The organism is Streptomyces sp. NPDC052701, assembly GCF_040678355.1.
Lineage (GTDB): Bacteria > Actinomycetota > Actinomycetes > Streptomycetales > Streptomycetaceae > Streptomyces.
Genome location: NZ_JBFATO010000060.1, coordinates 1 through 23432 on the forward strand (window position 1 = coordinate 1; position 23432 = coordinate 23432).

The following is a 23432-nucleotide window of genomic DNA, read 5'->3' on the forward strand; positions in this document are numbered from 1 at the left end:
GCACGACGGCGGAGCTCAAGCGGGTAACGGGAAGGTCGTGCCATGACTCGATCCTTTCATGAAATCGAGTCTCCATTCGAGCCGGTGCGGTTCAGCGAGCCGACGGTGCCGGTGCCCGTTCCGGGAAGCGGGCATGGTGTCGTAGTCGTGGACGAGCAGGATGTCCAGGTAGAACGACCGCCGGATATGACGGCGCAGGACATCTTTCAGCGCGTCATGCCACGCACTGGACTGCAGGATGCGCAGGGTGGTGCGGTCGGCTACGAACACGGGCACGTCGAGGTGGTCGCGCTGCAGGCGGGCCGGCAGTACCGTCGCGGCCCGCAGTGCGCGCACGAGCTGGCGGCTGAGCAGTCCGGACGAATTCGTCAGAAGTTCTGCCCAGGCTTCACGCACGTGTTCGGTGAGCTTGGGGCAGTCCGGACACGAGGCCCGCGCCAGAACTACATCGGACAGCCGGATACGGAGCGTGGCGGCACACTGCAGGCACTCGACCGTCCACGGCGCGTCGAAACGCCGGTAGCGCTCCATGGCATCGAAGCCGGCCTTCCGCAGCATCCTGACGGCAGTCTCCTGCGACACCTGGCCCCGACTGGTGTCAGCGACCACCGCCTCGATCTGCTTCAGATCCTCACGTTCGTCGGCGTCCTGACGGGCACGGACAGTCTGCCGCTGCGCCCTAAGACGTCGTTTCTGATGGCGTGATCGCTCGTTGAGCCGTGCATGACGGATTTGGTGGAGCGGTTGGTGCCGGACGAGTTGTGGACGCTGTTCCGGCGGGTGGTTCCGCCGATACAGGTCATACGCCCGCAGGGCGGTGGCCGACGGCGGGCCGGTGACCGCGAATGCCTGGCCGCGGTCATCTTCGTGGCCACCTCGGGCTGTACCTGGCGGCAGCTGCCGCCGGTGTTCGGGTCGGCCTGGCCGACGGTCTACCGGCGCTTCGCCCAGTGGAGTCGGGAGCGGGTCTGGGCCCGGCTGCACCGCGTCATCCTCGACGAGCTCGGTGCCCAGGGCGAGCTGGACTGGTCGCGGTGCGCGATCGACTCCGTCAGCGTCCGGGCTGCAAAAGGGGGCCACTGACCGGACCGAATCCGACCGACCGCGGCAAGCCGGGATCGAAAATCCACCTGATCACGGACCGGAACGGACTGCCCCTGTCCCTGGGTATCTCCGGCGCCAACACCCACGACAGCCTCGGCCTGGAACCACTGGTGCGCGGAATCCCGCCCATCCGCTCCCGACGCGGACCGCGCCGCCGGCGCCCGGCCAAGCTCCACGCCGACAAGGGCTACGACTACGACCACCTGCGCCGATGGCTGCGCAACCGCGGCATCCGGCACCGAATCGCCCGCAAGGGCATCGAGTCCTCCACCCGACTGGGCCGCCACCGCTGGGTCGTCGAAAGAACGGTCTCCTGGCTCGCCGGATGCCGCCGCCTGCACCGACGCTACGAACGCAAGGCCGAGCACTTCCTCGCCTTTGTCGGCGTAGCCGCCACCCTCATCAGCTACCGCCGACTGACCAGGTGAAACCACGGCGAAGGCTACGCGTAGCAGGAGAACGGCCCGCGCTGATGCCGGAGCTGCAGTGTCAGGCGAGCCAGTAGCAGGGCAGGCGAAGGAGATCGGCGGTACAGGCGGCAACCGCTTCGGCATGCGGCGGGACGTCTTCATCCACGAGGCCTCGAGCCAGGTGCAGGTGAAGGGACTGCAGGGTGGCAAAGGTGTTGAACGCCCAGACCGGGACGGGCCCGGGGCCTCCTCCGTCCAGGGCATCCGCCACCACGGTCAGCCAGCCGGTGGCCTGCTCGAGGTTCAGGCCGGGGGCCTGGAGGATACGCAGGAGCGCCCGCGCAAGCCTCGCGTCCTCCAACTGCGCATACCGGTAGTCGCTCTGCGCGGCCGTCATCCTGCGGGCACAGAGTTCAAGCAGTTCTGTGCAGCGGTCGGGCAGGGCCTTTGCGAACGCGGCAGCAGCGTCGGCCCCGTGTGCGACGGCATGCAGCCAGCCCAGGGAGTCGTCCCAGCCGCGGGTGTCCTGCTCTTCCGGATACCAGGCCAAGAATTCGGCATACCAGCGCTCCGCAGCCTGTTTCGGCACGAGGCCGGGGACAGTGTGTCCGCGCGTCAGAACGGAGCAGAGGATCAGCGGTGCAAAGGTCCGAGCTTGTACCTCGGGGTGGATGAATCGGCTGGCGGCGGTGTCGCCGAGTGCCTCGAGAACGTCGTCGAGATGTCCTTCCCTGATCCAGCGGGCGGCTGCGGTGTAAGCGTAGTCGTCACGGATCTCAGGGTCGGGCGAGAGCAACATGACCGACAACTCGTCGGCAAGCTGAGTCGTCGGTACCGCCTGAGGGAAGGGGAAGTCGTCGGCCGCGATCGACGGCCAGTCGACGAAGTCAGCACTCATCACGTCAGGCTTTCACACTGCTGGCGGAGACTCGCGGCCTCGTCCGCTATCGCCGACTCGCCATCTGAAACAGCGTCTAAAGGCTGTCCTGTAAGGGCTCGTATCCTGGGAAGATGTCCCGATGGTGAGCATGGAGGAGTGGGAGGAGACACGTCGCCGACTGCACTTCGGGCAGCGCGTTTCCGGAAGGGTGGTCCAGGTACCAAGACCAGGCACGATCGGCGTCTTCGTAGACATCGGACTCGTCGTCGGCGGCTTCGTCGACGTGTTGTTGCTGCCGGAAGATGCCGCTCGGTGGCCGATGGAGGGCACCGAGGCTGAGTTTGAGGTCTGGTGGGTTGACGAACGACCCCAGATTCGGCTGAAGCCGGTAGATCCTCGGTTCCTGCGAGAGGACTTCGACGAGTGGCTCAGCCGATGGCGACCTGGGTGGCCCCTGGAGCTTGGTCTACCAGTCCTGGCCATCGACCCGCCGCCTTACGGCACCTGACAGCAGCTGGCTGAGGTAATCACCGACTGCTGAAGGCGAAGTTGTGTAGTCGGGCGATGCCGAGCATGGCCTGGTGAACTCCGTTGCTCTTGAGGCGGCAGTCTCGCAGGATCTTCCAGTTCTTCAACCGGGACAGGGCGTGTTCCACCCGGGCTCGTGCCCGGCGGTGGACGGCATTCTCCGCTTCTGTTGCGGGCTGAGATGCCTCTGGCCACGTCGTTTGCGGTGCGGAATGAGCAGGCCAGTTCGGCCCGCAGCACCATATGCCGGGCCAGTTCGCCCTTGGTGGCGAACTCTCGTTCGTCGGGAACCCTTGCGGTGCGGCAACGTTCCCGGCCCTCGGTCCAGGACTTCGGGAGGTAGAGCTCGCGGTCGACCAAGGCCCGGCCACGGGTGGAGGCGTAGGCGGCGAAGACGCCGATCTGGCAGTTCTCGGTCCGGCCAGCGGTTCCGGAGTACTGGCGCTGGACCCCGGCTGAGGTGGTGCCCTTCTTGATGAACCCGGTGTCGTCAATGATCAGAATGCCGTCGGCCTCGCCGAGCTTGTCGGCGACGTATGCCTGCAGGTCGTCGCGGATGTCATCGGGCTCCCACTTCGATCCGGCGAGGAGGTGCTGCAGGCCGTCGGGCGTGGGGTGGCCGGCCTGTTCGGCCAGCTGCCAGCTGTTCTTGCGGGCCACCGGGGCGAGCAGCCCGCGTACGTAGTCACGCATGCGGCGGCGGAGTTCAACTCGGCCGAAGCAGTGCCCGATGGTCAGGAAGAGATCGTCCAGTTCGAGGTCCCATTGCGCGGCGGCGTACTCGGTGAGCCGAACCCGAAGACCTAACGGAGTCCTATTAGCCCGGTCAGCCAAAAGATCATCCCATCGGCCAGCCAACGTGACAGTGCTCCCACGGGGAGTCTCAAGGATTGAGACAAGCCGCATGCATGGTCTGTCGAGATGCGATGAGCCATGGCATGCCCACGTAGCTTCCGCCGCCTGAGCCGCGCAAAGGCCGGTTCCGTGGTGATTTCGCCGCCGAAGATCGACGATGATGGAGCCCTGCGCATCAGACGACGACAAGGGGTGGGTGACGTGGCCAGCCTGATCAGGCGCCGGGAGCATTTGGTAAATGTGGACTACAACGGATGGGCCTTGCAGGACTTCGACGACACACAGGTTCCTGTGTTGTTCCCCGAGGGTTTCGAGAGCGGCACGTTCCTCACTGCTCACCCTGGGCGCCTTGACTTCTACAGTGCCGGGCATACCCACACTGCATCCCTGACGGTGGAGATCTGGGACGGGGAGCCTGCAGTGCCGACCGGAGAATGGGACGAGACAGCCCTGGCGAGCATCGCTTGTTCTTCGGGCAAGTTGCGCGCCAGAGGGATGGCGGTGGGACCGATGCTGGAGGCGATCGAATTGTCGGACGGGCCCGGCGTCTGGACGGTACGAGTGGTGTGCACCGGCCGTGAGGCAGTAGCTGCGCAGACCCAGCACGGTGTGGTGCACGGAGTCGAGCGCTACATCGCGCAGTTCTGGCCGAACGCTTGATTTTGGGGGTGGCTCGCATCTCCCGAGCCACCCCCGCGCCTGGCCAAGGGCGCCTACGAGGTGATCTCGATCATAAAGCCGTCGTCCGGTCCGTCTACGACCCTGTTCTTGTCATAGAACTGGGCGAGCAGGTTTCCGGCAGCTCCATTGTCCTCCCTCTTGACGGGCAAGACACTGAAGTTTCCCGGCTCGGCGAGATGATCGTAGTCGGAGCGGCCCGCCCCCTCGTACGTAGATGCCATCGGATACTCATCACATTCTCTTGCGTACCCGGCTGACGTTGCATAGTCCTCACCGAAGTACTTCCCGCAATTGTAGACGGAGCGGTTGCGGTTCAGCTCTCGGCGCTTGGTGTCCCAATACAGGCGCGTTAGCGCGGGATTGGGACTCTTGCCTGGAACGTCCTTCTTCGACATGGGGGGGCTGCGTCATACCTGGCGTGGTGAACGCCTTCTGGATATGCAGGGCCACCTCCCGCTCAGGAGCTCCGACCGCCGTGCTGTACTGCAGCGGCGTGAGGACGGCCCATGAGGCTGCCCCCGCCGCTGCGTTGGGCAGGTATGGGGCCTTGTCCCAGCGGGGCGGCAGCATGAACAAGTCGCCGCCCGTGATCGGCTCCGTTGTCCACGCGGGCGGTGCCTTGATGCTGATGTTTGGCACATACACCGCGGCAATGAGATCGGTCTTCGCGCTGTCATACCCCTGGCCGGCGGCGACGGTCAACGTGTGCTGGTACGTGTCCGTACCCAGGAGCTGACTCCATGTCCGAGTGAATGGCATCGTAATGCCGCCTTGCGTGTATGCCGCAGTGGACGGCCAGAGATTGGTGATGCTGCCCTTCGTCGTGATGCCCATCGCGGCAGCGCCGTTCTCCTTGGCCGCGGTGAAGTCGGTGAAGTAGTACGTGACCGTGATGGTCCTGCTGTTTTTCGGAATGGTGCCGATGGCAAGGACATCGAAGCGGCTGGTGCCGACGGGGCGCCCGTTGCGCAGCCAGACCTGGTCGAACTGTTTACCGGAGCACAGTGCGTAGCGGGACTTGATGAAGAAGGTCTTCGTCGCCAGTCCAGCGACACATTCCTGGGTCGTCATCGTGCGCGGCGGCTCGGGAAGGGTGATTTCCGCTGGCCCCCGGGAGGCGAGCGGCTTATCGCTCGAAGGCTGGCGTCGCGCCGAATGCTCCGTGGCGAGCGGAGCGTACGTCTTGGCCCGGCCGAGCGTCTCACGAGGCAGAACGGCCTGCGTGGTCTTTTCGTTGGACAGGCTACGCAGCTTGCTCGGCTGCTGTTGAAGTTCGGCGAGGTCGAGCGGCTCGGCGTTCACCGGCCGCATGTATGACTCCATGCTCAGCGAGTCAGAGTCGTCAGCCTGGGCACTACTCAAGGGCATGAGTAGTGAAGTCACCAATCCGGGGACCAGTACAGCGGCCACGCGTATTCGGGCCCGCGCGAGCACACGCCTCATCATCATTCAGCACCCCTGTTCTCAGGTACACACCATGCGGCCTGGGCCCCAACAGAGCTACCTGTCACAAGGAGTACACAACCTCAACATGATCCCCTCTGGCTTGATCGGGGTCGAACCTGTCTCAAATACACGTTCGAGTAGTCGCCTTCGCAGACCCTCATCGCCTGGCCGGCGCAGGAGGTGCGAAGACTCGGTTGTCGCGTAGGAGGGTCCATAGGACACTGGCAGGCCGACGGACGAGCGCGATAGCGGGCGTTGTCAACGTCGTCCCCGCGCCGCGGGGGTAGCTCCCTAGAGAGCGTCTGATCACCGTTCAGGTTGTTGTGGTGGTCATGTCCGTTTCGATTCGCCAGGTAGGCGTAGATTCTCCCGTCAGTTCGCGGGACATTTTGTTAGCCATTGCCCAGTGGATCATTGCTCGGGATCTCTGGGGCAGGGCTTCGTAGTCCCGGACCAGGCGGCGGTGCTGCATCAGCCAGCCGAAGGTCCGCTCGATCACCCAGCGTTTCGGCAGCGGCTCGAACCCCTTGGCTCGTGGCCGCTGCACCACCTCCACGTCGATGCCAAGCAGGGCACCGTGATTGAAGATGCTGTTCTGGTATCCGCCGTCGGCCCAGACCTTGGAGACACTGGGGTAGTTCGCGGCCACGTCGTCGAGCAGGAGCTTGCCGCCGGTGGTGTCGTGCACGTTCGCGGCAGTGATGAGGACGGCCAGCACGAGACCGAGCGTGTCGGTGATCAGGTGCCGTTTGCGTCCTTTGATCTTCTTGCCGGCGTCGATGCCCTGGCTGGTCTCGGCCACATTTGCCGAAGTCTTCACGCTCTGGGCGTCGACCACGGCCGCAGTCGGCTTGGCACTGCGGCCGTGGGCTCGGCGGGTCTTGTCACGTAACAGGTCGTGGACCTGCTGGGTCGTACCGTCCGCTTCCCACTTTGCGTAGTAGTCGTAGACGGTCTTGTACGGCGGGAAGTCATGAGGCAGGTACTCCCATGGGATGCCGGTGCGGTTGACGTAGAGAATCGCGTTGACGATCTCTCGCAGGTCGTGCACCCGGGCCGCCGTACCGGGGCCAGTCCGTCTCGCCCGCCAGGCGGTGAAGACTGGCTCGATCAGAGCCCAGCGGGCATCGGACACATCACTGCGGTACGGACGGCGAGCACTCACACACGGTGCAACGACCGCCAACACCACCGGTCACACAAACATCCCAGAACACCCACTATCTAGATCAGATGCCCTCTAAAGCGTCAAGTCGGCTGCTGGGGGCCGGTCGAACAGGCGGATTTCTTGCTCCGAGAGGAGGGGGATGATTTCGCTGTGGATACTCACGGTTCTTCGTTTCGCCGGCGCCTCCTGATCGAGTCGCTGACGGTGATGGCGGCACCGGCATCGGACCAGACAACGTGGTCGGAGAAACACGGTGTCGTGACGGACGAGATCGCTCTCGACTTTGAGCACGCCTTCCGTATGGCCGAGCGCTTGGTGGAGGAAGGGCTCCTCGGCCATGACGCGCTGCCCGACCTGCGGGTGATCGACTCGATCTTCGACGGGATGACACGCGATGAGACCGAGAACCGGTGGACGACAGCGGCTCTTGGCAGCGACCCCGGGTGGAGTGCTGTCCGCGAGCTGGCGCGGACCGTTCTCGCCCGGGAAGGCGTAGACGCCTCGGTGTTGCCAGACATTCGTGTTGTTCGGTGAAGGCTCGATGGTTCAGGCTGCACCTGCCTGTGCGGCGGCACCGCTCTCTGGGAAGGCCACGGCCTCGTCGTAGGTCCGGTTGTGTTGCAGGCAGCAGTAGAGCTGTCCGATCATGCGGTTGAAGAGGTTCCTCTGAGCCGCGCAGCGCCAGTCCCCGTGGTCGCGGCGCCGCCGGTAGTGCACCTTGGCCCCGGGCGATCGAGTGATGGCAGCGAAAGTCCAGAGGTAGCCGGCGTGATTGAGCCGGTCGTTCTTCACCCATCGCCGGGAGACGCTCGACTTCTTCCCAGAGGCTCTGGTGATGGGCGATAAGCCTGCGCATGCCTTCAGGCCGCGGGCGTCGGCAAAGCGATTGCGGTCGTCGCCGATCTCGGCAAGCACCCGGGCGCCGAATTGGACGCCGAGGCCAGGGAAGCTGAGGAGGGTGTCAGCGTCCGGGTACTGAGGGAAAGCGTCTTCGACCGCCCCGGCAAGGTCGTCGGCAGCCGTGCAGGCCACCTCCAGTTGCACCAGAAGGGCGAGCATCTGCTTGCCGAGGGCTTCTTCGACCAGCGGCGAGTGGTGGGCCCACTCGGCCCGGAAGACGCCACGGATGCGGTCCGCTCCGGTGGCGATGCTCCATTCACGACCGGCGCGCTTCAGCGCGGCCTGCACTGGTCGAGAGGCTGATGGTCCAGTCGAACGGCCTGGGCTCACTGCTGTCGGCGGTGGACAAGCTCGGCAGGTTCGAGGCCCAGTACGCGCAGATCGAGAAGGTCTCCGCCCATCACGGCGACAACTGGGAGGTGCTGCTGCACGGGCACCTGAAGGCCGACCGTCCGGTGATGTCCGACCTGACCGACGTCGTCGAGCTGAAGGCCACCAGCGAGGACACCGGCGTCCTGGACGCCCTGCTGCACGCGAAGGCCAACCGCACCCCGGCCCGCGACTACATCCCCGACCGTGACGCGGGCGGGAAGAAGGCCGACGTCTCCTTCGCGACGCAGAACTGGCAGAAGGTCATCCGTGACCGCCGCCAGCCCGGGTACTTCGTGCGCCGCCGCTTCGAGGCCATGGTCTTCTACTACCTCGCCGACGAGCTGCGCACCGGGGACGTGGCGGTGATCGGATCGGAGGAGTACGCCGACTGGTCCGAGCAGCTGCTGCCCTGGGAGCAGGTGGAGGCGAAGCTGCCGGAGGACCTGGCGGAGGTCGGCCTGCGGGAGGCGGGCGACATGTCGCCGTTCGAAGGCCGGGCGCTTGTGGCTCCCTTGCGGGGGCGGTTGACGGAGGCGGCGGCGAAGGCGGACGGGGAGTACCCGGACAACGACGAGCTCTTCATCGATCCGGACACCGGGGTGTCCAAGCTCAAGCCGCGGCGGGCGAAGGGGCCCCGGCGGTATGACGCCGCGTGGCGCGTACGGGCCGGCCGCGGCCTGGTCGGGCGGTGCTGCTGGATGGCCGCCCGAGCTGGGGAAAGCCGTTCGCGGAAAAACTGCATGCACGGTTTGAAGCGGCGGGGACTGGAAACGGGGCATCAGCCGTCGCGCCAGTCCCCGCCCCTACTGGGGACTGGTCAGAACACCCGGAGGGCGATGCGTTGGATGATCGTCAGCGCGTGGGTGCCGTAGACGAGGAAGACGACGGCGGCTACGGCGACGACACCTGCGAAAGACCACGTGAGACGGGGGTTCATGCGGCGGTGATCTCCTTGACGGGGTTGGGGTGGGTGGTGGTTCCTACCTGCAGGACGCTGTCGCACAGGTCCCTGACGGTGGGGTCGTGGGTGGCGATCACCACGGCGCAGCCGGCGTCGGCCAGGGCGCGGAGAGTGGCGATGACCATGTGGGTGTTGTCGAGGTCGAGGGCGCCGGTGGGCTCGTCAGCCAGGACGAGGGCGGGTTGCTTGACGATGAGGCGGGCCAGGGCGACGCGTTGTTGTTCACCGCCGGAGAGGCGGTGGACGATGTCGTCTCCGCGGCCGGCGAGTCCGACCTGCTCCAGTGCCTGGGCGAGGGTGGGGCGGGATCCGCGGTTCGAGCGGACGGGCTTGACGGCGACGCTGAGGTTGTCGGCGACGGTGGCGTTGTCGATCAGGGCGTAGTTCTGGAAGAGGTAGCCGAGTGTGTCGCGGCGGTAGGCGCGGGCCCTGCGTGGGCTGAGCCTGGTGATGTCCTGGCCATGGTGGCGCATGGTGCCGGTGGTGGGGGTGTCGAGGAGGCCGAGGCAGTTGAGGAGGGTGGATTTGCCTGATCCGCTGGGGCCGGTCAGGGCGAGCATCCGCCCGGCCTCGATGGTGAAGGTCAGGTCCTGCCAGAGGATGCGGGGGCCGAAGGACTTGGACAGCCCGGTCAGGTCGATCACGCTTCGGTCGATCCTTCCTTGACGATGCGGCGGTGGAAGAAGGCCAGGACGGTGAGGGCGGCGGCGATCTCGACCGCGACGAGGCCGATGATGAGGGTCAGGTCCTGGCCGGTGATCGTCATCGGGTCACGAGGGGCAGGGATGCCCATGGCTTTGTACTGCTCGAGGCCTTGATTCCACTGGTGGACCTGGTAGGGGAGCCAGGAGACGAGCAGGGCGACGATCGCAGCCTCGGCGGCCAAGAGGGTGCGGTGGGTGGTAGCGAAGGTCCAGCCGTGGATGTGCCGGGCGAAGATCCGCTGGGCGTTTTTGCGGGTGTGGACGATGACGACGCCGACGCCGGTGACGAGCAGAACCAGGAGGGCGACGGCCAGGTTGAACAGTCGCAGCCGGAAGTCCGCAGTGATGTCGCGGATGGCCTGGGCGGCGTCGGCAGCGATGGGACTGATTCCGACGACCTCGTTGCGCAGATGGTGGGCGTCGATGCCGGCGGTGATGTCGGCCGGGTCGGGGAAGACGATGCTGCGCTTGGAAGCGTAGGCGGTGTAGCCCTTGTCGCTGATGTAGCCGGTGCCATTGGGGACGACGACGATGACCGGGTCGGTGAGGAAGGACTCGTCCGAGAACCGGTCCTGTCCGGCTTCGCGGGTGCCCCGGGCGTTGTAGGTGAAGATCTCCTGGCTGTCCGCGGTGGTCTTTACGTCGATCTGCTCGGACGAGATCTGGTCCGGGTCGGAAGGGCTGACCAGGCCGGGCACCAGGTTTGTCAGCTTGTCGGCATGAGCGGCGAGGTGTTGCGGGACCAGGAGCAGGATGCGGCCGTCGCCGCCGGTTGAGGCCGGGTAGCGGCGGCCGTTCGGGGCGAAGATCTTCTGCCGGTCGAGGAACGTCTCGTTGGCCACCGTCAGGTCGTCGACGGGGATGCCCTGGGCGTCGCGGGAGCGTGCGAGGTCCTTGTGGCCGACGAGAACGATCTGGCCGTCGGCATCGGCCTGACGCAGCCAGGGACCGGCTTTCGCCTCCAGCTTCTTCAGCGCGTCGGGGGCGCCGAGGTAGCCGTTGAGGCGGACGGTGGAGGCGTCGCCCGCCTTCTTGTACACGCTGAGGGTGTCTTCGCGCCGAGCGAGGTCCTGTCCGGCCTGCAGGACCGAGGTGGCGATGCCGAGGGCAAGCAGAAGGGCCGGCACGCGCACGAGGTAGGCGGCGGTCGCGGTAGAGCGGGCGGGTATCTCGCCCTTGAGGGCGGACAGAATGCCGGTGCGCGCGGCCAGGGTGAGCATCGCGGCATGGGTGGCGAGGACAAGTGCCGTGAACACGAACGCCGTTGCGGCCGCGAGGAGGGCGAACAGACCGAACCAGGCAAGGTGGTTGTACCAGGCCAACAGGGCGGTCGCCACAACCGCCACGACCCCGAGGGACGCCGTCCAGAAGCGGGCGAGTCGGCGCAGGTCGCGGGCGAGGATCGCTGGCAGGGACATGCCCTGTAGACGCAGTACTCCATAGGCTTTGGCGTTGAGCAGGACGCCGGCGCCAGTCATGGTGACGCAGGCAAGGGCGACGACGACGAGGGAACCGGCCAGGGCGCTGCCGCCGTAGGCGTAGGAGAGCTGGTCGGGGGAAGCTGGCTGGGGGTGCCATGGTGTGAGGCCGTGCTGCTCCAGCAGGCCGAGGAAGGGCCGGACGGCGTCGGGATCGCCGAAGAGGTAGTACAGGCCGCGCGGGTCGCGGTCCGCGACCTCGGAGAACGGCCGGGTCGTGGTGGCCTGGCCGGGGCTGAACGCGGGATAGCCGCTGTCGAGCCACTCGGCGCGGGGGCCGGTCGGGGTCAGGTAGAGGTCGCGGATGCGGTCGGGGTGTTCCAGGTCGGGTTCCTGGCGGCCCACGGTGACACCGTGGTCGCGGGCGAACGCTTCGACGGCCTGTTCGATGGCGCGGCCGGTACTGGTGTCCCGCGACTTTGTGACCTGGACGACCGCGTCGTAGCCCAGGGTCCACTGGTCTTCGAAGCTCCTGAGGAACAGGAAGGAGAACAGGGCGGAGAACGCCAGGATGACGGCGTGGGCGAACTTGACGCCACGGTGCAGCATACGTGTCCTACGAGACTGTGGGGGGCGACTGGCCAGATGACGGAGAGCACGCATGCCCCCGAAGGGCCGCAGTGCGCGGGCCTCTTCGGGGGCATGTTACGCATGCTGCCGACTGGTCAGCAGGTGGTGCGGTAGTAGGTCTCGTTGCCTGAGAGGGCGGCATCAGCCTGCGTGATGGACCAGTTGCCGGCGGATGCCTCGTCGCTGTCGATGTATTCGCCGACCGAGGTCGAGCCGTGGCACTTGTCCTTGTGGTAGTAGTCCGACCACACGTAGGAGGTGCCGGCCCCGTAGTCCCAGGTGCCACCGCCAACGTTCACGACGGCACTGTCACATTGTTGGGTGCGTGGGTCTCTGACCGCGTATCGGGGCGTGGGGAGGACCGGGTTTCGGGCCGGTGCTCAAGCCTTGGCGGGCTGGCCGGCGGCGCCGGTGATCTGATCCCAGATCGCGAAGCGGATGGCCATCTCGGCTCGGTAGCCGGGGGCGCTCATCAGGTGGCGGCGGGATCGGAAGTGGGGTGAGATGCCGCTGAACGCGGACAGGAACCGCTGGGCTCCGCCGACGCTGCGGAAGCCTTTCATGGCGCGTTCACGCTGCCGGGTGGGCTGATGACTGTTCTCGGCCCGGTTGTTCAAGCCCTTGTGCGAGCGGTGCTCGACGGAGGGCATGACCTCGCGGTGGGCCGCGTCGTAGGAACGGAGCTTGCCGGTGACCACCAGCCGCGGCACCGAGCAAGTCTTCTTGAATAGTTTACGGAAGAAGCGCCTGGCCGCAGCTGGCTTCGTTCACTTCCACCAGCAGCGTTTGTTCGCCGGTTCGGGAGGCAGCGAGCGATCCGAACGTTCGTAGATGTGCACGGGAAATGACGGCACTGTGGGTGGCCGGGCCTGATTGGGAGGGCGGCTGCTCACAGGCGGTGTGCTATGAACAGGCAATGATTTTGAAGATCGAACGGACTGACTCACGCACTTGGCAGGATGCACATCTCAAGGAGCTCTTCAGCGAAGGCTTCCCGGAGTTCATCACTGCTGACCGGCTAGTGAAGGAGTACATAGGCAGGGCCGGAGAGTGGTTCGCCGATTTGAACCTTATGTTGATAGATGACCATGATGTGCCAGTAGCTTCAGGCTGGGGTGTACCGATTCGCTGGGATGGGCTGCCTGAGTCCCTCCCCACGGGGTATACCCAGGCTCTTGTTCACGCCGTCGAGGGCCGTGAACAAGAAATCGAACCCAATACTCTCGTGATCTGCGGTGCGATCGTCACCCCGTCGCTGAAGGGACGAGGGCTGGCGGGGGAGATGCTTAAAGCACTCCGTCAGACAGCGGGACAAGCCGGATGGGACCAGGTCATAGCCCCGGTCCGCCCAACGATGAAGGCCCAGTATCCGTTGACGCCGATCGAGAACTTCATGCGGTGGAGCCGTGAGGACGGCATGGCTCTTGACCCTTGGATTCGAACCCACCAGCGCCTTGGCGCCAAGATACTCTCGGCCGCTCCGGCTTCGCAGACCATGACTGGCACGGTTGCCGAGTGGGAACGCTGGACCGGAATGACCTTCCCCGAGTCAGGTGACTACGTGATCCCTGATGGACTCAGCCTCCTGCGGATCAACCGCTCGGCCGATGAGGGCGTGTATCAGGAGCCCAACGTCTGGATGCAACACAGCTGAACTGGGCCACCACACTTCTCTCGACATGGCGGGCGGGGCCGGCTCCTCTGTCAACCAGCCTTGGCCGGGGTTTCGACCCGTGCTCGGGTGCTGGCGAGCCGGTAGGAGTCAGTGCCCGTTTCGACGATGGCCGCGCAGAGGCGGGGGTCGGTGAAGGTCTTGGTCCAGCCGCCGAAGGACTCGTTGGAGGCGATGGCGACGCTGTTCTTCTCTTCCCGTTCGGTCAGGACCTGGAAGAGGCCCTCGGCGCCGTGCCGGTCGAGTTCCATGTAGCCGAGCTCGTCGATGCAGAGGAGGTCGACGCGGCCGTAGCGGGCGATGGTCTTGTTCAGCTGCTTCTCGTCCGCGGCCTCGACCAGCTCGTTCACCAGCTTGGTGGCGGAGCGTGTAGCGGACCCGGTAGCCCTTCATCGCCGCCTCGGTGCCCAGCGCGATCAGCATGTGGGACTTGCCGGTCCCGGAGTCGCCGATCAGGCAGAGAGGCTGACTCTTCTTGATCCATTCGCAGCTGGCGAGCGTGTGGATGATGGCCGGGTCGACGTTCGGATTGGCGTCGAAGTCGAAGGCCCGCAGGGACTTCTCCCTGGGAAGCCGGCAGCCTTGATCCTGCGCTCTGAGCGTCGGCGGGCCCGGTCGTCGCACTCGGTCATCAGCAGCTCGGCGAGGAAGCCGCGGTAGGTCATCTGGTCTTTCATCGCCCGGTCGGCGATGTCGGGGAACTCGTTGCGGATCGACGGCAGCCGCAGCATGCGGCAGGCGGTGTCGATGGCTGCGTCGGCGGCCTGCTCGGTCAAGCCTCGCCGGCGGGGCAGAGTCACTGTGCTTCTCCCTCTCGGTGGGCGCCGCCGCTGACGCGACGACGTCGGAGCAACTGGTCATAGGGGGTCACCGACGGCAGTGGCCTGGTGTCCGGCGGGAGATGGGACAGCTTCCACTCGTGCAGGGACGTCACGTTCGCCGGCGGTGTGCCGGGCAGCGGCCGGCCTGCCAGGTCGGGCTCGGTCTCGGCCTGGGCTGCCTTGCGGGCCTCCAGGGCGACGGCGTCGGCGGTCATCGCCCCGGCGCGCAAAGCTGCGGCCAAACCGGCGACGATGTGCTCGTGCGGCAGATGCCGGCCCAGCAGCAAGACCTCGATCAAGGCCCGGGTGCCGTCCCGCTCACCGTGAACCTTCTGAGCCTGAGCCCACCAGGCATCATGGACGGGGGTGAACTTGCCTGCTGAGCGGGCCTGTTCGAGGGCGGTGGAGCCGGGGAACGCGCCGGGCTTGCGGACCAGGACCTCCAGGTAGTGATCCAGCTCCAAGCGCACGGCCCCCTTGGCGATCAGCCTCTCGTGCCGGGCCACTTCCACGTTCTGGTCGTAAACCACCAGGTGAGAAGCGTGCAGAACGACCCGCACCCGCTTACCGATCAGCCGGATCGGCACCGAGTAGCGGTTGGTGCGGACCGGGATCTGGCCGTAGCGGTCAACTCGAGGTGTGAACAGCCGGCCCGTCTCGAACGGCTCCTCGGGCAGCGGCATCAGCAAGGGCTGTTCGAGTGCGAAGCACTCGGCGACGGCCTTGGACCGGGCACCGATGCGGCGTGCGTCGTCCTGCCGGTCCCACTGATCGACCATCTCGTTCAGCTCGGCGAGTGAGGCGACCTCGGGGACGGGAACGAAGTGGTTGCGGCGGAAGTAACCGATCTGTCCCTCGACGCCTCCCTTCTCGTGGGCGCCTTCGATGCCCGGACGGCAGTAGAAACTCTCGATACCGAAGTGCGACTTGAAGGCGATCCATCGTTCGGCCTCCACCCTGGCCCGGCTGAGTCCCAGCACCCGTGCGACGGCGGCCTTGAGATTGTCATAGCGGACCTTGCTCCGGGGGACACCGCCCAGCGTCCGCAGCGCGTGAACGTGGCCTTCGAAGAAGGCTTCCTGGCCGCAGGAGGCGAACACCCGGTGGACGGCCTTGCCCGAATGCGACAGGCGGAAGGAGAACAAGTAGCAGGTCACCAGCTCGCCGGCGAGACGGATAGTCACGTCGCCGAAGTCGACTTCCGCCTCGTGCCCGGGCTGGTGGGTCTGCGGGACGAACGCCTCCAGCGGGCCTTGCCGGACTCGACCAGGATCTCCCGTTTCCGGGCGGCAACGTAGTAGCGGACCATCCCGTAGGAGACGTCCGCCCCGTGCTCGTCGACCAGGCGGTGAAAGATACGGGTGACCGTGTGCCGCTGCTTGCGCGGAACATCCAGATCCGCACGGAGGATGCCGTCAATCACCGGCTTGTACGGGTCCAGAGCGGTCGCCCGGGGCGGCAGCTTCTTCCGTGGCTCAGGCCATGCCGAATCCAGCGCCTTGCGAACCGTCCGCCACGTCACGCCGTGCTTGCGCTCGAGCTCCCGCATCGACATGCCGCCGCGATGGTCACGCCGGATCGCCGCATACAGCTCGACCTTCGACATCTGCGGCATGACCAGCACCTTTCACCAGGAGCACCCCGATGCTGCCCTGGCAAGAGACCCGGCGCCTCCCAAACTCATCAATACCACCCGTCCGTGGAACGGGGCGCCTCCCAAACTTATCGACAAGCGACGTCACTACTGCTCGATAAAGCCACGCAGCGGTGTCCCGCCGGTTCTGGACCAAGATGTCGAGCACGTTGCCGTCCTGGTCGACGGCCCGCCACAGGTACCGCTGCTCGCCGTTGACCCTGACGAAGACCTCGTCCAGGTGCCACTTGTCCCCGGGCCGGGGCTGGCGGCGGCGCAGGCCGTTGGCGTAGGACTGCCCGAACTTCGCGCACCAGCGGCGGATCGTCTCGTGGGTCACCATCACGCCGCGCTCGAGCATCAGCTCCTCGACCTCGCGGAAGCTGAGCGGGAAGCGGAAGTACAGCCACACGCAGTGCGCGATCACCTCGACCGGGTACCGGTGCCCCTTGTACGACGGCGGTGCGCTGCCCACGGACGACCCCTCCCAGCACGACCAACCAGAAGATCATCCCACCCGGTCAGCCAACGTGACAGCGCCGTACGGTCGCCTCGTAGCGGACGGCGAGTTTGTCGTACCTCGTGGCCACGGCCCGGTACCGCTTGAGCCGGTTGATCCCGCATTCGAGTGCGTGCCGCTGTTTGTAGTCGGTCTTGTCGAACGTCGGCGGCCGGCCGCCTCGGAAGCCGAGTCTGTAGCGGTTGCGGACGCGGTCCGCCGGGACCGGGATGGTCGCCTTGATACCGCGTCTTCGCAGGTAGGCCCGGTTACTGCGGGAGTCGTACGCCTTATCGGCCCGCACCCGGTCCGGTCGCTTACGGGGCCGGCCCCGACCGAGCCGTGGCACCCGGATCCCTTCCAGGACCGGTTCGAACTGTGGCGAGTCACCCCGCTGACCGGCTGTGATCACGACGGACAGTGGCTTTTGCCCCTGCTCCACGGCGAGGTGGATCTTGGTGGTCAGCCCGCCCCGGGAGCGTCCGAGACCGTGGTCGGCCGGCTCGACGGCGACGCCGCCGGGTGGCTCCTTTTGCAGGTCCCCCTTTTTCGCTGCTCCGGCGGCGTGCTGATGGGCCCGGCAGACGGTGGAGTCGACGTTCACCTCCCAGGTGACCAGGCCCTTCGCATCCGCCTCGGCCTGGAGCTGGGCGACGATCCTGGCCCAGGTGCCATCGCGCTGCCAGCGGCGGAACAGGTCATAGCCCCGCTCCCAGGGCCCGTAGCGTTCCGGCACATCACGCCAGGGAGCACCGGTCCGGGTCCGCCACCGTATGCCGTCCATCAGCTGCCGCCGCGTCCACACCGGCGGACGACCCGGCTTGATGCCCTGCGGCAACAACGGCTCCAGCCGGGCCCGCTGGCCGTTCGTCAGATCACCACGTCCCACAGGACGTGATCATCCACAGCCAAGATCCACTTTCGCAACAGACCCTAGGACCAGCAGCACGATGAGTGGAGTAAGCAGACCAGGCCGCACTGTCCGCAGCCGAATGGGCAAATGCTGCACCTGCTCGGGAATGGGGCGCCACCATGAGGGGGTGATCTCGGCGAATGGCAGTGAGCGCACCGCGGCCATCAACTTGACCAAGGTGCAGGAAAGAGCGCCCGATCTGGTCAGCCTGTACAAGGCGGCGGGGGCCAGCGTGCGCCGGCACGGGCTGGAGGACGTGCGGGCTGCGGTGTATCTCGTGCTGGACCGCTCCGGGTCGATGCGACCCTACTACCGCAACGGCACCATGCAGCATCTGGCCGAGCAGGTTCTGTCGCTGTCGGCTCACCTCGATGACGACGGCACCGTTCCGGTGGTGTTCTTCTCCACCGACGTCGACGGATCCACGGACTTGACGCTCGGCGGACACCGCGGCCGGATCAACAAACTGCACGAAAACCTCGGTCACATGGGACGCACCAACTACCACTGGGCCATGGACGAGGTCATCGACCACTACATGGAATCCGGCAGCCGCTGCCCCGCCCTAGTCGTCTTCCAAACCGACGGCGGCCCCACCAGCAAGTTCGCTGCCGAACGCTACCTCTGCAAGGCCGCTCGCCTGCCCCTGTTCTGGCAGTTCATCGGCTTCGGCGACCCCGATGACAACGAGTTCGCGTTCCTGCGCAAGCTGGACACCCTCGCCGTCCCGGCCCGCCGCATCGTCGACAACGCGGGCTTCTTCCATGCTGGCCGCACCCCGCAGAGCATTCCCGACCACCAACTCTTCGACCAACTCCTGCAGGAATTCCCCGACTGGCTGGCCGCCGCCCATACCGCCGGCATCGTGCAGTGAAATTTTCAAAGGCGTTCTCTACGCCAGTGCGTCGGCAAGCACCGTGGTTCACCGGTACGCCCAGCAGGGCAGCAGCCGAGGAAGCGTCGGCGTCCGGCGGCCCGCACGGTCGATCGCATCCCCTACTTCAACTGTGGATGGCCTCGGGGGCGGTCCGTAACTCGCTGGCATGCGCGTGGACCCAAGCCAGGCCGCGCCGTACTGAGGTGACCATCTGGTCCAGGGTTCGGTGTAGGGCCAGGACATCGGTCCACACCGAACACGCACCCCATCGAGGCAACCCGAAGCCGTGGAGCGCCCGTAAGTGGCCATTGGGCTCGCCCGGCGGCACCCGACACCGCCCAGCCCGCTGACGAACCCGTCCCGACCTGAGCGAGCATCGGCGTTTCGGCCAATATGCTTTCGGGCGTGTGCTCTTGCACGGCAAGGGTCGGTGCACCGCGCACCTTCGAAAATCCGCCCACTCCAGGGTGCGCAACCCGTCCGAAAGCGCAGGTGTTCGAGACCGGTGCCGCGTCGTTGAGCACAGCGACACCACCATTGCGTCCACGAGGGGGAGCTCATTGACGTCCGTCCAACGCGGCAACGGCGGGGCCGGGAACCTGCCGAAAGCCTCGGCTGGCTCCTGCGGCGCCCAACCACCCGACCAGAAAACCACAAGCTGACCAGCGCGAATCCACAGCCCGGCCCTCAGAACCGTCCCACGTCGAAGGCGAGACGACGCTCATGCCCCCCACCTCCTCCGCGATCCGCAAGACCGTCCAGGCGTACCTCGGCCGCCACCCTGACGAGCGGGACGCCCTGGCCGAGCTGCTCGCCACGCTGGAGAAGCCCGTCGACGCAACCGCCCGGACGACGCTGCCCGGTCACGTCACCTGCAGCGCCGTCGTCATCGACCGCCAGCGCCGGGTCTTGCATATCCGGCACCGGGTCACTGGTCTCATGCTCCCCCCCCCGGCGGCCACGTCGAGCCTGAGGACCGCACGCTGCAGGCCGCGGCGCTACGCGAGGTATCGGAGGAGGCCGGGATCGCACCGGGCGCTCTGTGCCTGACCCGGCAGATGCTCGGCTCCCCGATCGATATTGACGTCCATGACATCTATGCCAGCCCTGCCAAGGGCGGACCGGCCCACCGCCACTACGACTTCCGCTACGTGTTCTGCCTCGCCGACGACAACCCGCCGGCGGTCACCCTGCAGGACGAGGAGGTCTCCGGCGCCCAGTGGCTACCGATGTCGGAGGTCACCTCACCGACCCTGCGCGCGAAACTCCTCCACGCGCAGCTGGACGGACAACCGGAACCGGTGAACGCCTCCGCGATCATCCACGACGGCCAGGGCCGCTACTTGCTGCACCTGCGGGACGCCAATAAGCCGTGGATCTGGGAGCCAGGATGTTGGTCGCTGCTCGGCGGCGGCCGGGAGCCACAGGACCGCACCCTCCTCGACACGGTCCGCCGGGAGCTGCGCGAGGAGGCTGGCCTGGCCCTCGCCGGCTTGGAGCCGTACGCGGTCGAGTACGTCACCGGCAGCGACGGGACCCACATGCCGATCCAGGTGTTCACCGGCCTCTGGAACGGCGACCCGGCCAGTCTGCCGCTCACCGAGGGCGTGATGCTCGCCTGGGTGCGACCCGAAAAGTTCCCGAACATGACGATGCTGCCCTCGACCCGGGAACTGCTGGAGCAGCACGCCGCCGAACATCCCCTGCCCGCCGGCGGCCCGGCGGCGCCCGCAGGGACCGCGCGGGCGGAGGCGCCGTCCGGGACCGTGCTGAACGTGGTCGGTGTCCACCTCTACCTGGAACGCGACGGGCAGGTCCTGCTGGGTCTGCGGCACCCCGACTCGGCATACGCGGGCGACTCGTGGCACGTCCTGGCGGGCCACTGCGAGGACGAATCGGCGACGGCGTGCCTCGTGCGCGAGGCGTACGAGGAGGCGGACCTGGTCATCGAGTCGGCAGACGTCGAACTTGTCCACACCGTGCACATGAGGGAACGGCCCGCTGACCCGCCCCGTGTCCAGCTCTTCTTCCGCGCCCGCCGCTGGGTGGGTGAGCCAAAGCGGCAGGAGCCCGACAAGTGCGTGTCCTGGGGGTGGTGGAACGTCAAGGACTTGCCCGAGCCGATCGTCGCCTACACCCGAGCGGCCATCGAGGGCATCCAAGCGGGCCGGACCTACACGGAACTGGGGTGGGGGCGGTGACCGTGGGTGCCGCGTACGCCGCCCACTCCGACAGCGCGCGGGGCCGCCTGCGTCACGACCTGGTGGAACGCCGGCTTCTCGCCGAGCTCCCGGCCACGCCCGCTCGGATTCTGACGTCGGCTGCGGGCACGGCGAGATGCCGCTGCGCCTTGCCGCGGCCGGACTGTGCAGCTCGCGGTCCCCAGCCCGGCGTCGACCAGGCGCCTTGGGCAAGCCCTCCTTAGAGGGAGGGCTTTCCCAGGGCCGCCTTCGGCTTGCCCAGGTCAGGTCCGCCGGCGGAACAGGCCGTGGCGGGGCTTGACCGGCTCCTGGCCGTGGTCGTCCTCCGACTGCCCTGGTTCCCGCAGCACCGGAAGACGTGCGAGGGCGGCGCGTACTCTTCGCCGGTACGCGCCGCCCTCGTGCTTCACTCCCCAGTCAGGTGCCGCCTACCCGCGGCCGGGGCGCTCACACGGCCCCGGCCCGGGCCCGGAGCTCAGCGCAGCCGCGCGGGTTGGTGCAGCCGGTTGTCCAGGAGCGTTCTGGCGGAGCGCTCAGGCAGGCCGGGGCTGGCCTGCGGGTGGGGCCGGGTGTCAGCTGTGGTAGCTGATGTAGCCGTTGCCGTCCCGGTCATGGTCGCGCTTGGTGTAGGAGTGCACGTCCGCGCGGGCGCCGGAGGGCTTGTACAGGTAGATGGTGTCCTGGTCGTTGTTCCACAGGAAGTTGCAGTTGTCGCGGTAGACCACGTTGTTCGCGTCGGAATCGGTGCCGTGGCCGCCGCGCAGCTTGATGTAGTCGCCGGGCTGCAGGTAGTGGTTGGCGGTGAAGGTGAAGCGGTTGCCGGCGGCGTCTTTGACGACGTAGCCCTTGAGGTTGACGGTCGTGGAGGACGAGTAGTTCTTGACCGTCAGGTACTCCTGGTCGGTGTTGCCCGTGGAGCAGCTGTTGGAGTCCCGGCCGGGGGCGTCGTACTGGATGCCGCGGACCTTCAGGGCCGAGCTGTACTCGGCGGCCTGGGCCGACACCGCGGGAACGAAAGCGGCCAGGGCGCCGGCGGTGACAGCGACAGCCAGGACGGAACGGATACGCAAGAGGATGCTCCCCACACTTGAATTGAACGATGTTGCATGAGCAGGACCGGCAAACAGCCGCCACGGTTGCACAGGAAGACACTCCATCACCCGTTCGAGTGACCGCCACCGGCCGCCGATGGGGGCGCACAGCCGGTCCAGGACGAAATGCCGGCGCCCTTACGGCACCACGTGGAAGACAGGGCGTGGGGCCAGCCTGGTGGTCACCGCTCGTTCCAACCGCTCCAAGGCCGACCAGGATCCCGCCCAGTGGCTTCCGCCCGCCTGGTGGCACGACAGCGGAGGCAGAGGCCGACAACTCCTCGCATTCCCATCCGATGGGCTCCACCTGGTGGAGTGGATGCCGGGCATCGCCGGTGCGCATCGGGTGCACTCAGTGCACTCCACCGTGGCCGCGGCCGGGCTCGTGCGGGTGCTGGCGGTGGACGTATTGCCCGTCTGGGCGGTGCGCATCGCCAGCGGCCTGCGCATCCGGTGCACTGCCGACGGCGGTCCGGCGCGCCCGCTCGGTGAAGGCGCCACGCGGTGTTGTCACGTTGTTGGGTGCGTGACTGTCCGATAATGCGTCGGAGCGTGGTGGGCCCGCGGTCAGGGCCGGTGTTCAGGCCGTGGTGGGCGGGTTGGTAGCGCCGGTGACCTGGTCCCAGATGGCGAAGCGGATGGTCATCTCGGCTCGGTATTCGAAGGCGGTCATCAGGTGCCGGTGGGGCCGGAAGTGCGGGGAGATGCCGCTGAACGCGGACAGGAACCACTGGGCTCCGCCGGTACTGCAAAAGCCCTTCACCACGCGTTCCCGCTGCCGCGTGGGCTGGTGAGAGTTCTCCGCCCGTTGTTCAGGCCCTTGTGCGAGCGGTGTTCAGCGGAGGGCATGACCTCGCGGTGGGCGGCACCGCAGGAGCGGAGCTTGTCGGTGACCACCACCCGCGGGACAGCACGCGTCTTTTTCGTCGGGCGGCGGAAGAAGCGCCGGGCCGCAGCCTTGTCCCGGCGGCTGTGCACCAGGATGTCGAGCACGTTACCGTCGGCGTCCACGGCCCGCCACAGGTACTTCAGCTCTCCGCCGGCCTTGATGAACACCTCGTCCAAGTGCCATTCGTCCCCAGGGCGGGGCCGGCGGCGGCACGGTCCGTCGGCGTAGACCTGTCCGAACTCCAGACACCACCGGCGGACCGTCTCATGGGAGACGATGACGCCGCGCTGGAGCACCAGCTCCTCCACCTCGCGGAAGCCTAGCGGGAAGCGGAAGTACCACCACACGCAGCGGGAGATGACCTCGACCGGGTACCGGTGCCCTCTGTACGACGGCGACGCGCTCCCCACGGACACCTTCCCTCCAGCACGACCAATCCGAAAATCACCCCACCCCATCAGCCAACGTGACAGTGCCTGCTGGACGGTTCAGGCATCCTGCCCGGCCGCACCGCATCCGCACGGACGTCGGCGTAGCGCAGGTACCGCTGTTCGGCGAAGACCCTCCCTCGCCATGAGCGCTACGCCGTGGTCGAGCTGGCCGCGGCGGGGAGCTCCTGGCGCAGATCGAGGTAGCAGCGTGGGCATCGGCGCCGGCGCCAGCGACCAGAACACCAGCAGCGACGCTAAGACGCCGTTTCACTTGGTGAGTCGGCGGTAGCCGATGAGGGCCGCGGCGATGCCGACGAAGGCCAGGAAGTGTTCGGCCTTTCGCTCGTA

At 66.8% G+C, this 23432-nt stretch carries 19 protein-coding genes and 8 pseudogenes; 9 read left to right on the plus strand and 18 right to left on the minus strand.

What is annotated here, in order from left to right; translation table 11 throughout:
- Nucleotides 1-15: 15 nt before the first annotated feature.
- Nucleotides 16-558 (minus strand): hypothetical protein, encoded by a 543-nt coding sequence (locus tag AB0L29_RS34760; RefSeq protein ID WP_365833245.1) that lies wholly within the window; start codon nt 556-558, stop codon nt 16-18.
- Between the two features lie 165 nt (nt 559-723).
- Between AB0L29_RS34760 and AB0L29_RS34765 the strand changes: the two genes are divergently transcribed.
- A protein-coding gene (locus tag AB0L29_RS34765) for an IS5 family transposase (RefSeq protein ID WP_365833247.1) occupies nt 724-1532 on the plus strand; the annotation gives its coding sequence in 2 pieces (ribosomal slippage) (nt 724-1071 and nt 1074-1532; 807 coding nt in all).
- Nucleotides 1533-1593: 61 nt separating this feature from the next.
- Here AB0L29_RS34765 and AB0L29_RS34770 read toward each other — a convergent pair.
- Nucleotides 1594-2412 (minus strand): DUF2785 domain-containing protein, encoded by an 819-nt coding sequence (locus tag AB0L29_RS34770; RefSeq protein WP_365833249.1) that lies wholly within the window; start codon nt 2410-2412, stop codon nt 1594-1596.
- 121 nt (nt 2413-2533) lie between these two features.
- Between AB0L29_RS34770 and AB0L29_RS34775 the strand changes: the two genes are divergently transcribed.
- Complete coding sequence (locus tag AB0L29_RS34775) at nt 2534-2902, plus strand: hypothetical protein (protein ID WP_365833251.1); 369 nt, start codon at nt 2534-2536, stop codon at nt 2900-2902.
- A 19-nt stretch (nt 2903-2921) separates the two neighbouring features.
- Here AB0L29_RS34775 and AB0L29_RS34780 read toward each other — a convergent pair.
- Both AB0L29_RS34780 and AB0L29_RS34785 read right to left on the minus strand, forming a co-directional pair.
- Nucleotides 2922-3148: pseudogene (locus AB0L29_RS34780) on the minus strand (transposase family protein); the annotation flags it as partial.
- A 2-nt stretch (nt 3149-3150) separates the two neighbouring features.
- Nucleotides 3151-3660 (minus strand): annotated as a pseudogene (locus AB0L29_RS34785) (IS701 family transposase); the annotation flags it as partial.
- A 318-nt stretch (nt 3661-3978) separates the two neighbouring features.
- Between AB0L29_RS34785 and AB0L29_RS34790 the strand changes: the two are divergent.
- On the plus strand, nt 3979-4437 hold the full coding sequence (locus AB0L29_RS34790) for a hypothetical protein (RefSeq protein ID WP_365833252.1): 459 nt from the start codon (nt 3979-3981) through the stop codon (nt 4435-4437).
- A gap of 53 nt (nt 4438-4490) precedes the next feature.
- On the opposite strand, the gene AB0L29_RS34795 is transcribed toward AB0L29_RS34790, so the two are convergent.
- The 3 genes from AB0L29_RS34795 to AB0L29_RS34805 form a co-directional block, all read right to left on the minus strand.
- Nucleotides 4491-4679 carry a hypothetical protein gene (locus AB0L29_RS34795; protein WP_365833254.1) on the minus strand — a complete coding sequence of 63 codons (189 nt, stop codon included), beginning with the start codon at nt 4677-4679 and terminating at the stop codon, nt 4491-4493.
- Nucleotides 4680-4728: 49 nt separating this feature from the next.
- On the minus strand, nt 4729-5769 hold the full coding sequence (locus AB0L29_RS34800; RefSeq protein WP_365833256.1) for a hypothetical protein: 1041 nt from the start codon (nt 5767-5769) through the stop codon (nt 4729-4731).
- Between the two features lie 448 nt (nt 5770-6217).
- Nucleotides 6218-7069, minus strand: a complete 852-nt coding sequence (locus AB0L29_RS34805) for an IS5 family transposase (protein WP_365833258.1) — start codon at nt 7067-7069, stop codon at nt 6218-6220.
- 153 nt (nt 7070-7222) lie between these two features.
- On the opposite strand from AB0L29_RS34805, the gene AB0L29_RS34810 reads away from it, so the two are divergent.
- Entirely contained in the window at nt 7223-7606 is a 384-nt protein-coding gene (locus AB0L29_RS34810; protein WP_365833260.1) for a hypothetical protein, read from the plus strand.
- A 12-nt stretch (nt 7607-7618) separates the two neighbouring features.
- Here AB0L29_RS34810 and AB0L29_RS34815 read toward each other — a convergent pair whose 3' ends face one another.
- Complete coding sequence (locus AB0L29_RS34815; protein ID WP_365833262.1) at nt 7619-8260, minus strand: transposase; 642 nt, start codon at nt 8258-8260, stop codon at nt 7619-7621.
- Nucleotides 8261-8274: 14 nt separating this feature from the next.
- Here AB0L29_RS34815 and AB0L29_RS34820 point away from each other — a divergent pair, with 14 nt between their 5' ends.
- Nucleotides 8275-9216 carry a hypothetical protein gene (locus AB0L29_RS34820; protein ID WP_365833264.1) on the plus strand — a complete coding sequence of 314 codons (942 nt, stop codon included), beginning with the start codon at nt 8275-8277 and terminating at the stop codon, nt 9214-9216.
- Between the two features lie 61 nt (nt 9217-9277).
- Here AB0L29_RS34820 and AB0L29_RS34825 read toward each other — a convergent pair whose 3' ends face one another.
- The 4 genes and pseudogenes from AB0L29_RS34825 to AB0L29_RS34840 all read right to left on the minus strand — a co-directional run.
- Entirely contained in the window at nt 9278-9949 is a 672-nt protein-coding gene (locus tag AB0L29_RS34825; protein WP_365833266.1) for an ATP-binding cassette domain-containing protein, read from the minus strand.
- A complete protein-coding gene (locus AB0L29_RS34830) occupies nt 9946-12036 on the minus strand; it encodes a hypothetical protein (RefSeq protein WP_365833268.1) in 2091 nt (696 codons plus the stop codon). Before AB0L29_RS34830 ends, AB0L29_RS34825 begins: the two co-directional genes overlap by 4 nt.
- 116 nt (nt 12037-12152) lie before the next feature.
- Nucleotides 12153-12356, minus strand: a complete 204-nt coding sequence (locus AB0L29_RS34835; RefSeq protein WP_365833269.1) for a lactococcin 972 family bacteriocin — start codon at nt 12354-12356, stop codon at nt 12153-12155.
- Between the two features lie 81 nt (nt 12357-12437).
- Nucleotides 12438-12812, minus strand: a pseudogene (locus tag AB0L29_RS34840) (DDE-type integrase/transposase/recombinase); the annotation flags it as partial.
- Between the two features lie 161 nt (nt 12813-12973).
- Between AB0L29_RS34840 and AB0L29_RS34845 the strand changes: the two are divergent.
- Nucleotides 12974-13711, plus strand: a complete 738-nt coding sequence (locus AB0L29_RS34845) for a hypothetical protein (RefSeq protein WP_365833271.1) — start codon at nt 12974-12976, stop codon at nt 13709-13711.
- Nucleotides 13712-13761: 50 nt separating this feature from the next.
- On the opposite strand, the pseudogene istB reads toward AB0L29_RS34845, so the two are convergent.
- The 4 genes and pseudogenes from istB to AB0L29_RS34865 form a co-directional block, all read right to left on the minus strand.
- A pseudogene (gene istB, locus AB0L29_RS34850) lies at nt 13762-14529 on the minus strand (IS21-like element helper ATPase IstB).
- Nucleotides 14526-16156: pseudogene (gene istA / locus AB0L29_RS34855) on the minus strand (IS21 family transposase). The pseudogenes istB and istA overlap by 4 nt, the downstream one beginning before the upstream one ends.
- A 154-nt stretch (nt 16157-16310) precedes the next feature.
- A pseudogene (locus AB0L29_RS34860) lies at nt 16311-16658 on the minus strand (IS6 family transposase); the annotation flags it as partial.
- A 46-nt stretch (nt 16659-16704) separates the two neighbouring features.
- Nucleotides 16705-17571 carry an IS5 family transposase gene (locus AB0L29_RS34865; protein WP_365833273.1) on the minus strand — a complete coding sequence of 289 codons (867 nt, stop codon included), beginning with the start codon at nt 17569-17571 and terminating at the stop codon, nt 16705-16707.
- A 130-nt stretch (nt 17572-17701) separates the two neighbouring features.
- On the opposite strand from AB0L29_RS34865, the gene AB0L29_RS34870 reads away from it, so the two are divergent.
- Nucleotides 17702-18469 (plus strand): VWA domain-containing protein, encoded by a 768-nt coding sequence (locus AB0L29_RS34870; RefSeq protein ID WP_365833275.1) that lies wholly within the window; start codon nt 17702-17704, stop codon nt 18467-18469.
- 875 nt (nt 18470-19344) lie between these two features.
- Nucleotides 19345-20673 carry an NUDIX domain-containing protein gene (locus tag AB0L29_RS34875; RefSeq protein ID WP_365833279.1) on the plus strand — a complete coding sequence of 443 codons (1329 nt, stop codon included), beginning with the start codon at nt 19345-19347 and terminating at the stop codon, nt 20671-20673.
- A 572-nt stretch (nt 20674-21245) separates the two neighbouring features.
- Here the strand turns inward: AB0L29_RS34875 and AB0L29_RS34880 are convergent.
- Entirely contained in the window at nt 21246-21743 is a 498-nt protein-coding gene (locus AB0L29_RS34880; RefSeq protein ID WP_365833277.1) for a lamin tail domain-containing protein, read from the minus strand.
- A gap of 184 nt (nt 21744-21927) precedes the next feature.
- Between AB0L29_RS34880 and AB0L29_RS34885 the strand changes: the two are divergent.
- Nucleotides 21928-22008 (plus strand): annotated as a pseudogene (locus tag AB0L29_RS34885) (HNH endonuclease); the annotation flags it as partial.
- A gap of 336 nt (nt 22009-22344) precedes the next feature.
- Here the strand turns inward: AB0L29_RS34885 and AB0L29_RS34890 are convergent.
- A pseudogene (locus AB0L29_RS34890) lies at nt 22345-23063 on the minus strand (IS6 family transposase).
- Between the last annotated feature and the right edge of the window lie 369 nt (nt 23064-23432).

Coding starts and splice junctions, on each gene's coding strand:
- AB0L29_RS34770 (WP_365833249.1), bottom strand. CDS start 2,412: ATGAGTGCTGACTTCGTCGACTGGCCGTCGATCGCGGCCGACGACTTC.
- AB0L29_RS34795 (WP_365833254.1), bottom strand. CDS start 4,679: ATGGCATCTACGTACGAGGGGGCGGGCCGCTCCGACTACGATCATCTC.
- AB0L29_RS34845 (WP_365833271.1), top strand. CDS start 12,974: ATGATTTTGAAGATCGAACGGACTGACTCACGCACTTGGCAGGATGCA.
- AB0L29_RS34820 (WP_365833264.1), top strand. CDS start 8,275: ATGGTCCAGTCGAACGGCCTGGGCTCACTGCTGTCGGCGGTGGACAAG.
- AB0L29_RS34800 (WP_365833256.1), bottom strand. CDS start 5,769: ATGCGGCCGGTGAACGCCGAGCCGCTCGACCTCGCCGAACTTCAACAG.
- AB0L29_RS34830 (WP_365833268.1), bottom strand. CDS start 12,036: ATGCTGCACCGTGGCGTCAAGTTCGCCCACGCCGTCATCCTGGCGTTC.
- AB0L29_RS34775 (WP_365833251.1), top strand. CDS start 2,534: ATGGTGAGCATGGAGGAGTGGGAGGAGACACGTCGCCGACTGCACTTC.
- AB0L29_RS34760 (WP_365833245.1), bottom strand. CDS start 558: ATGCTGCGGAAGGCCGGCTTCGATGCCATGGAGCGCTACCGGCGTTTC.
- AB0L29_RS34870 (WP_365833275.1), top strand. CDS start 17,702: ATGGGGCGCCACCATGAGGGGGTGATCTCGGCGAATGGCAGTGAGCGC.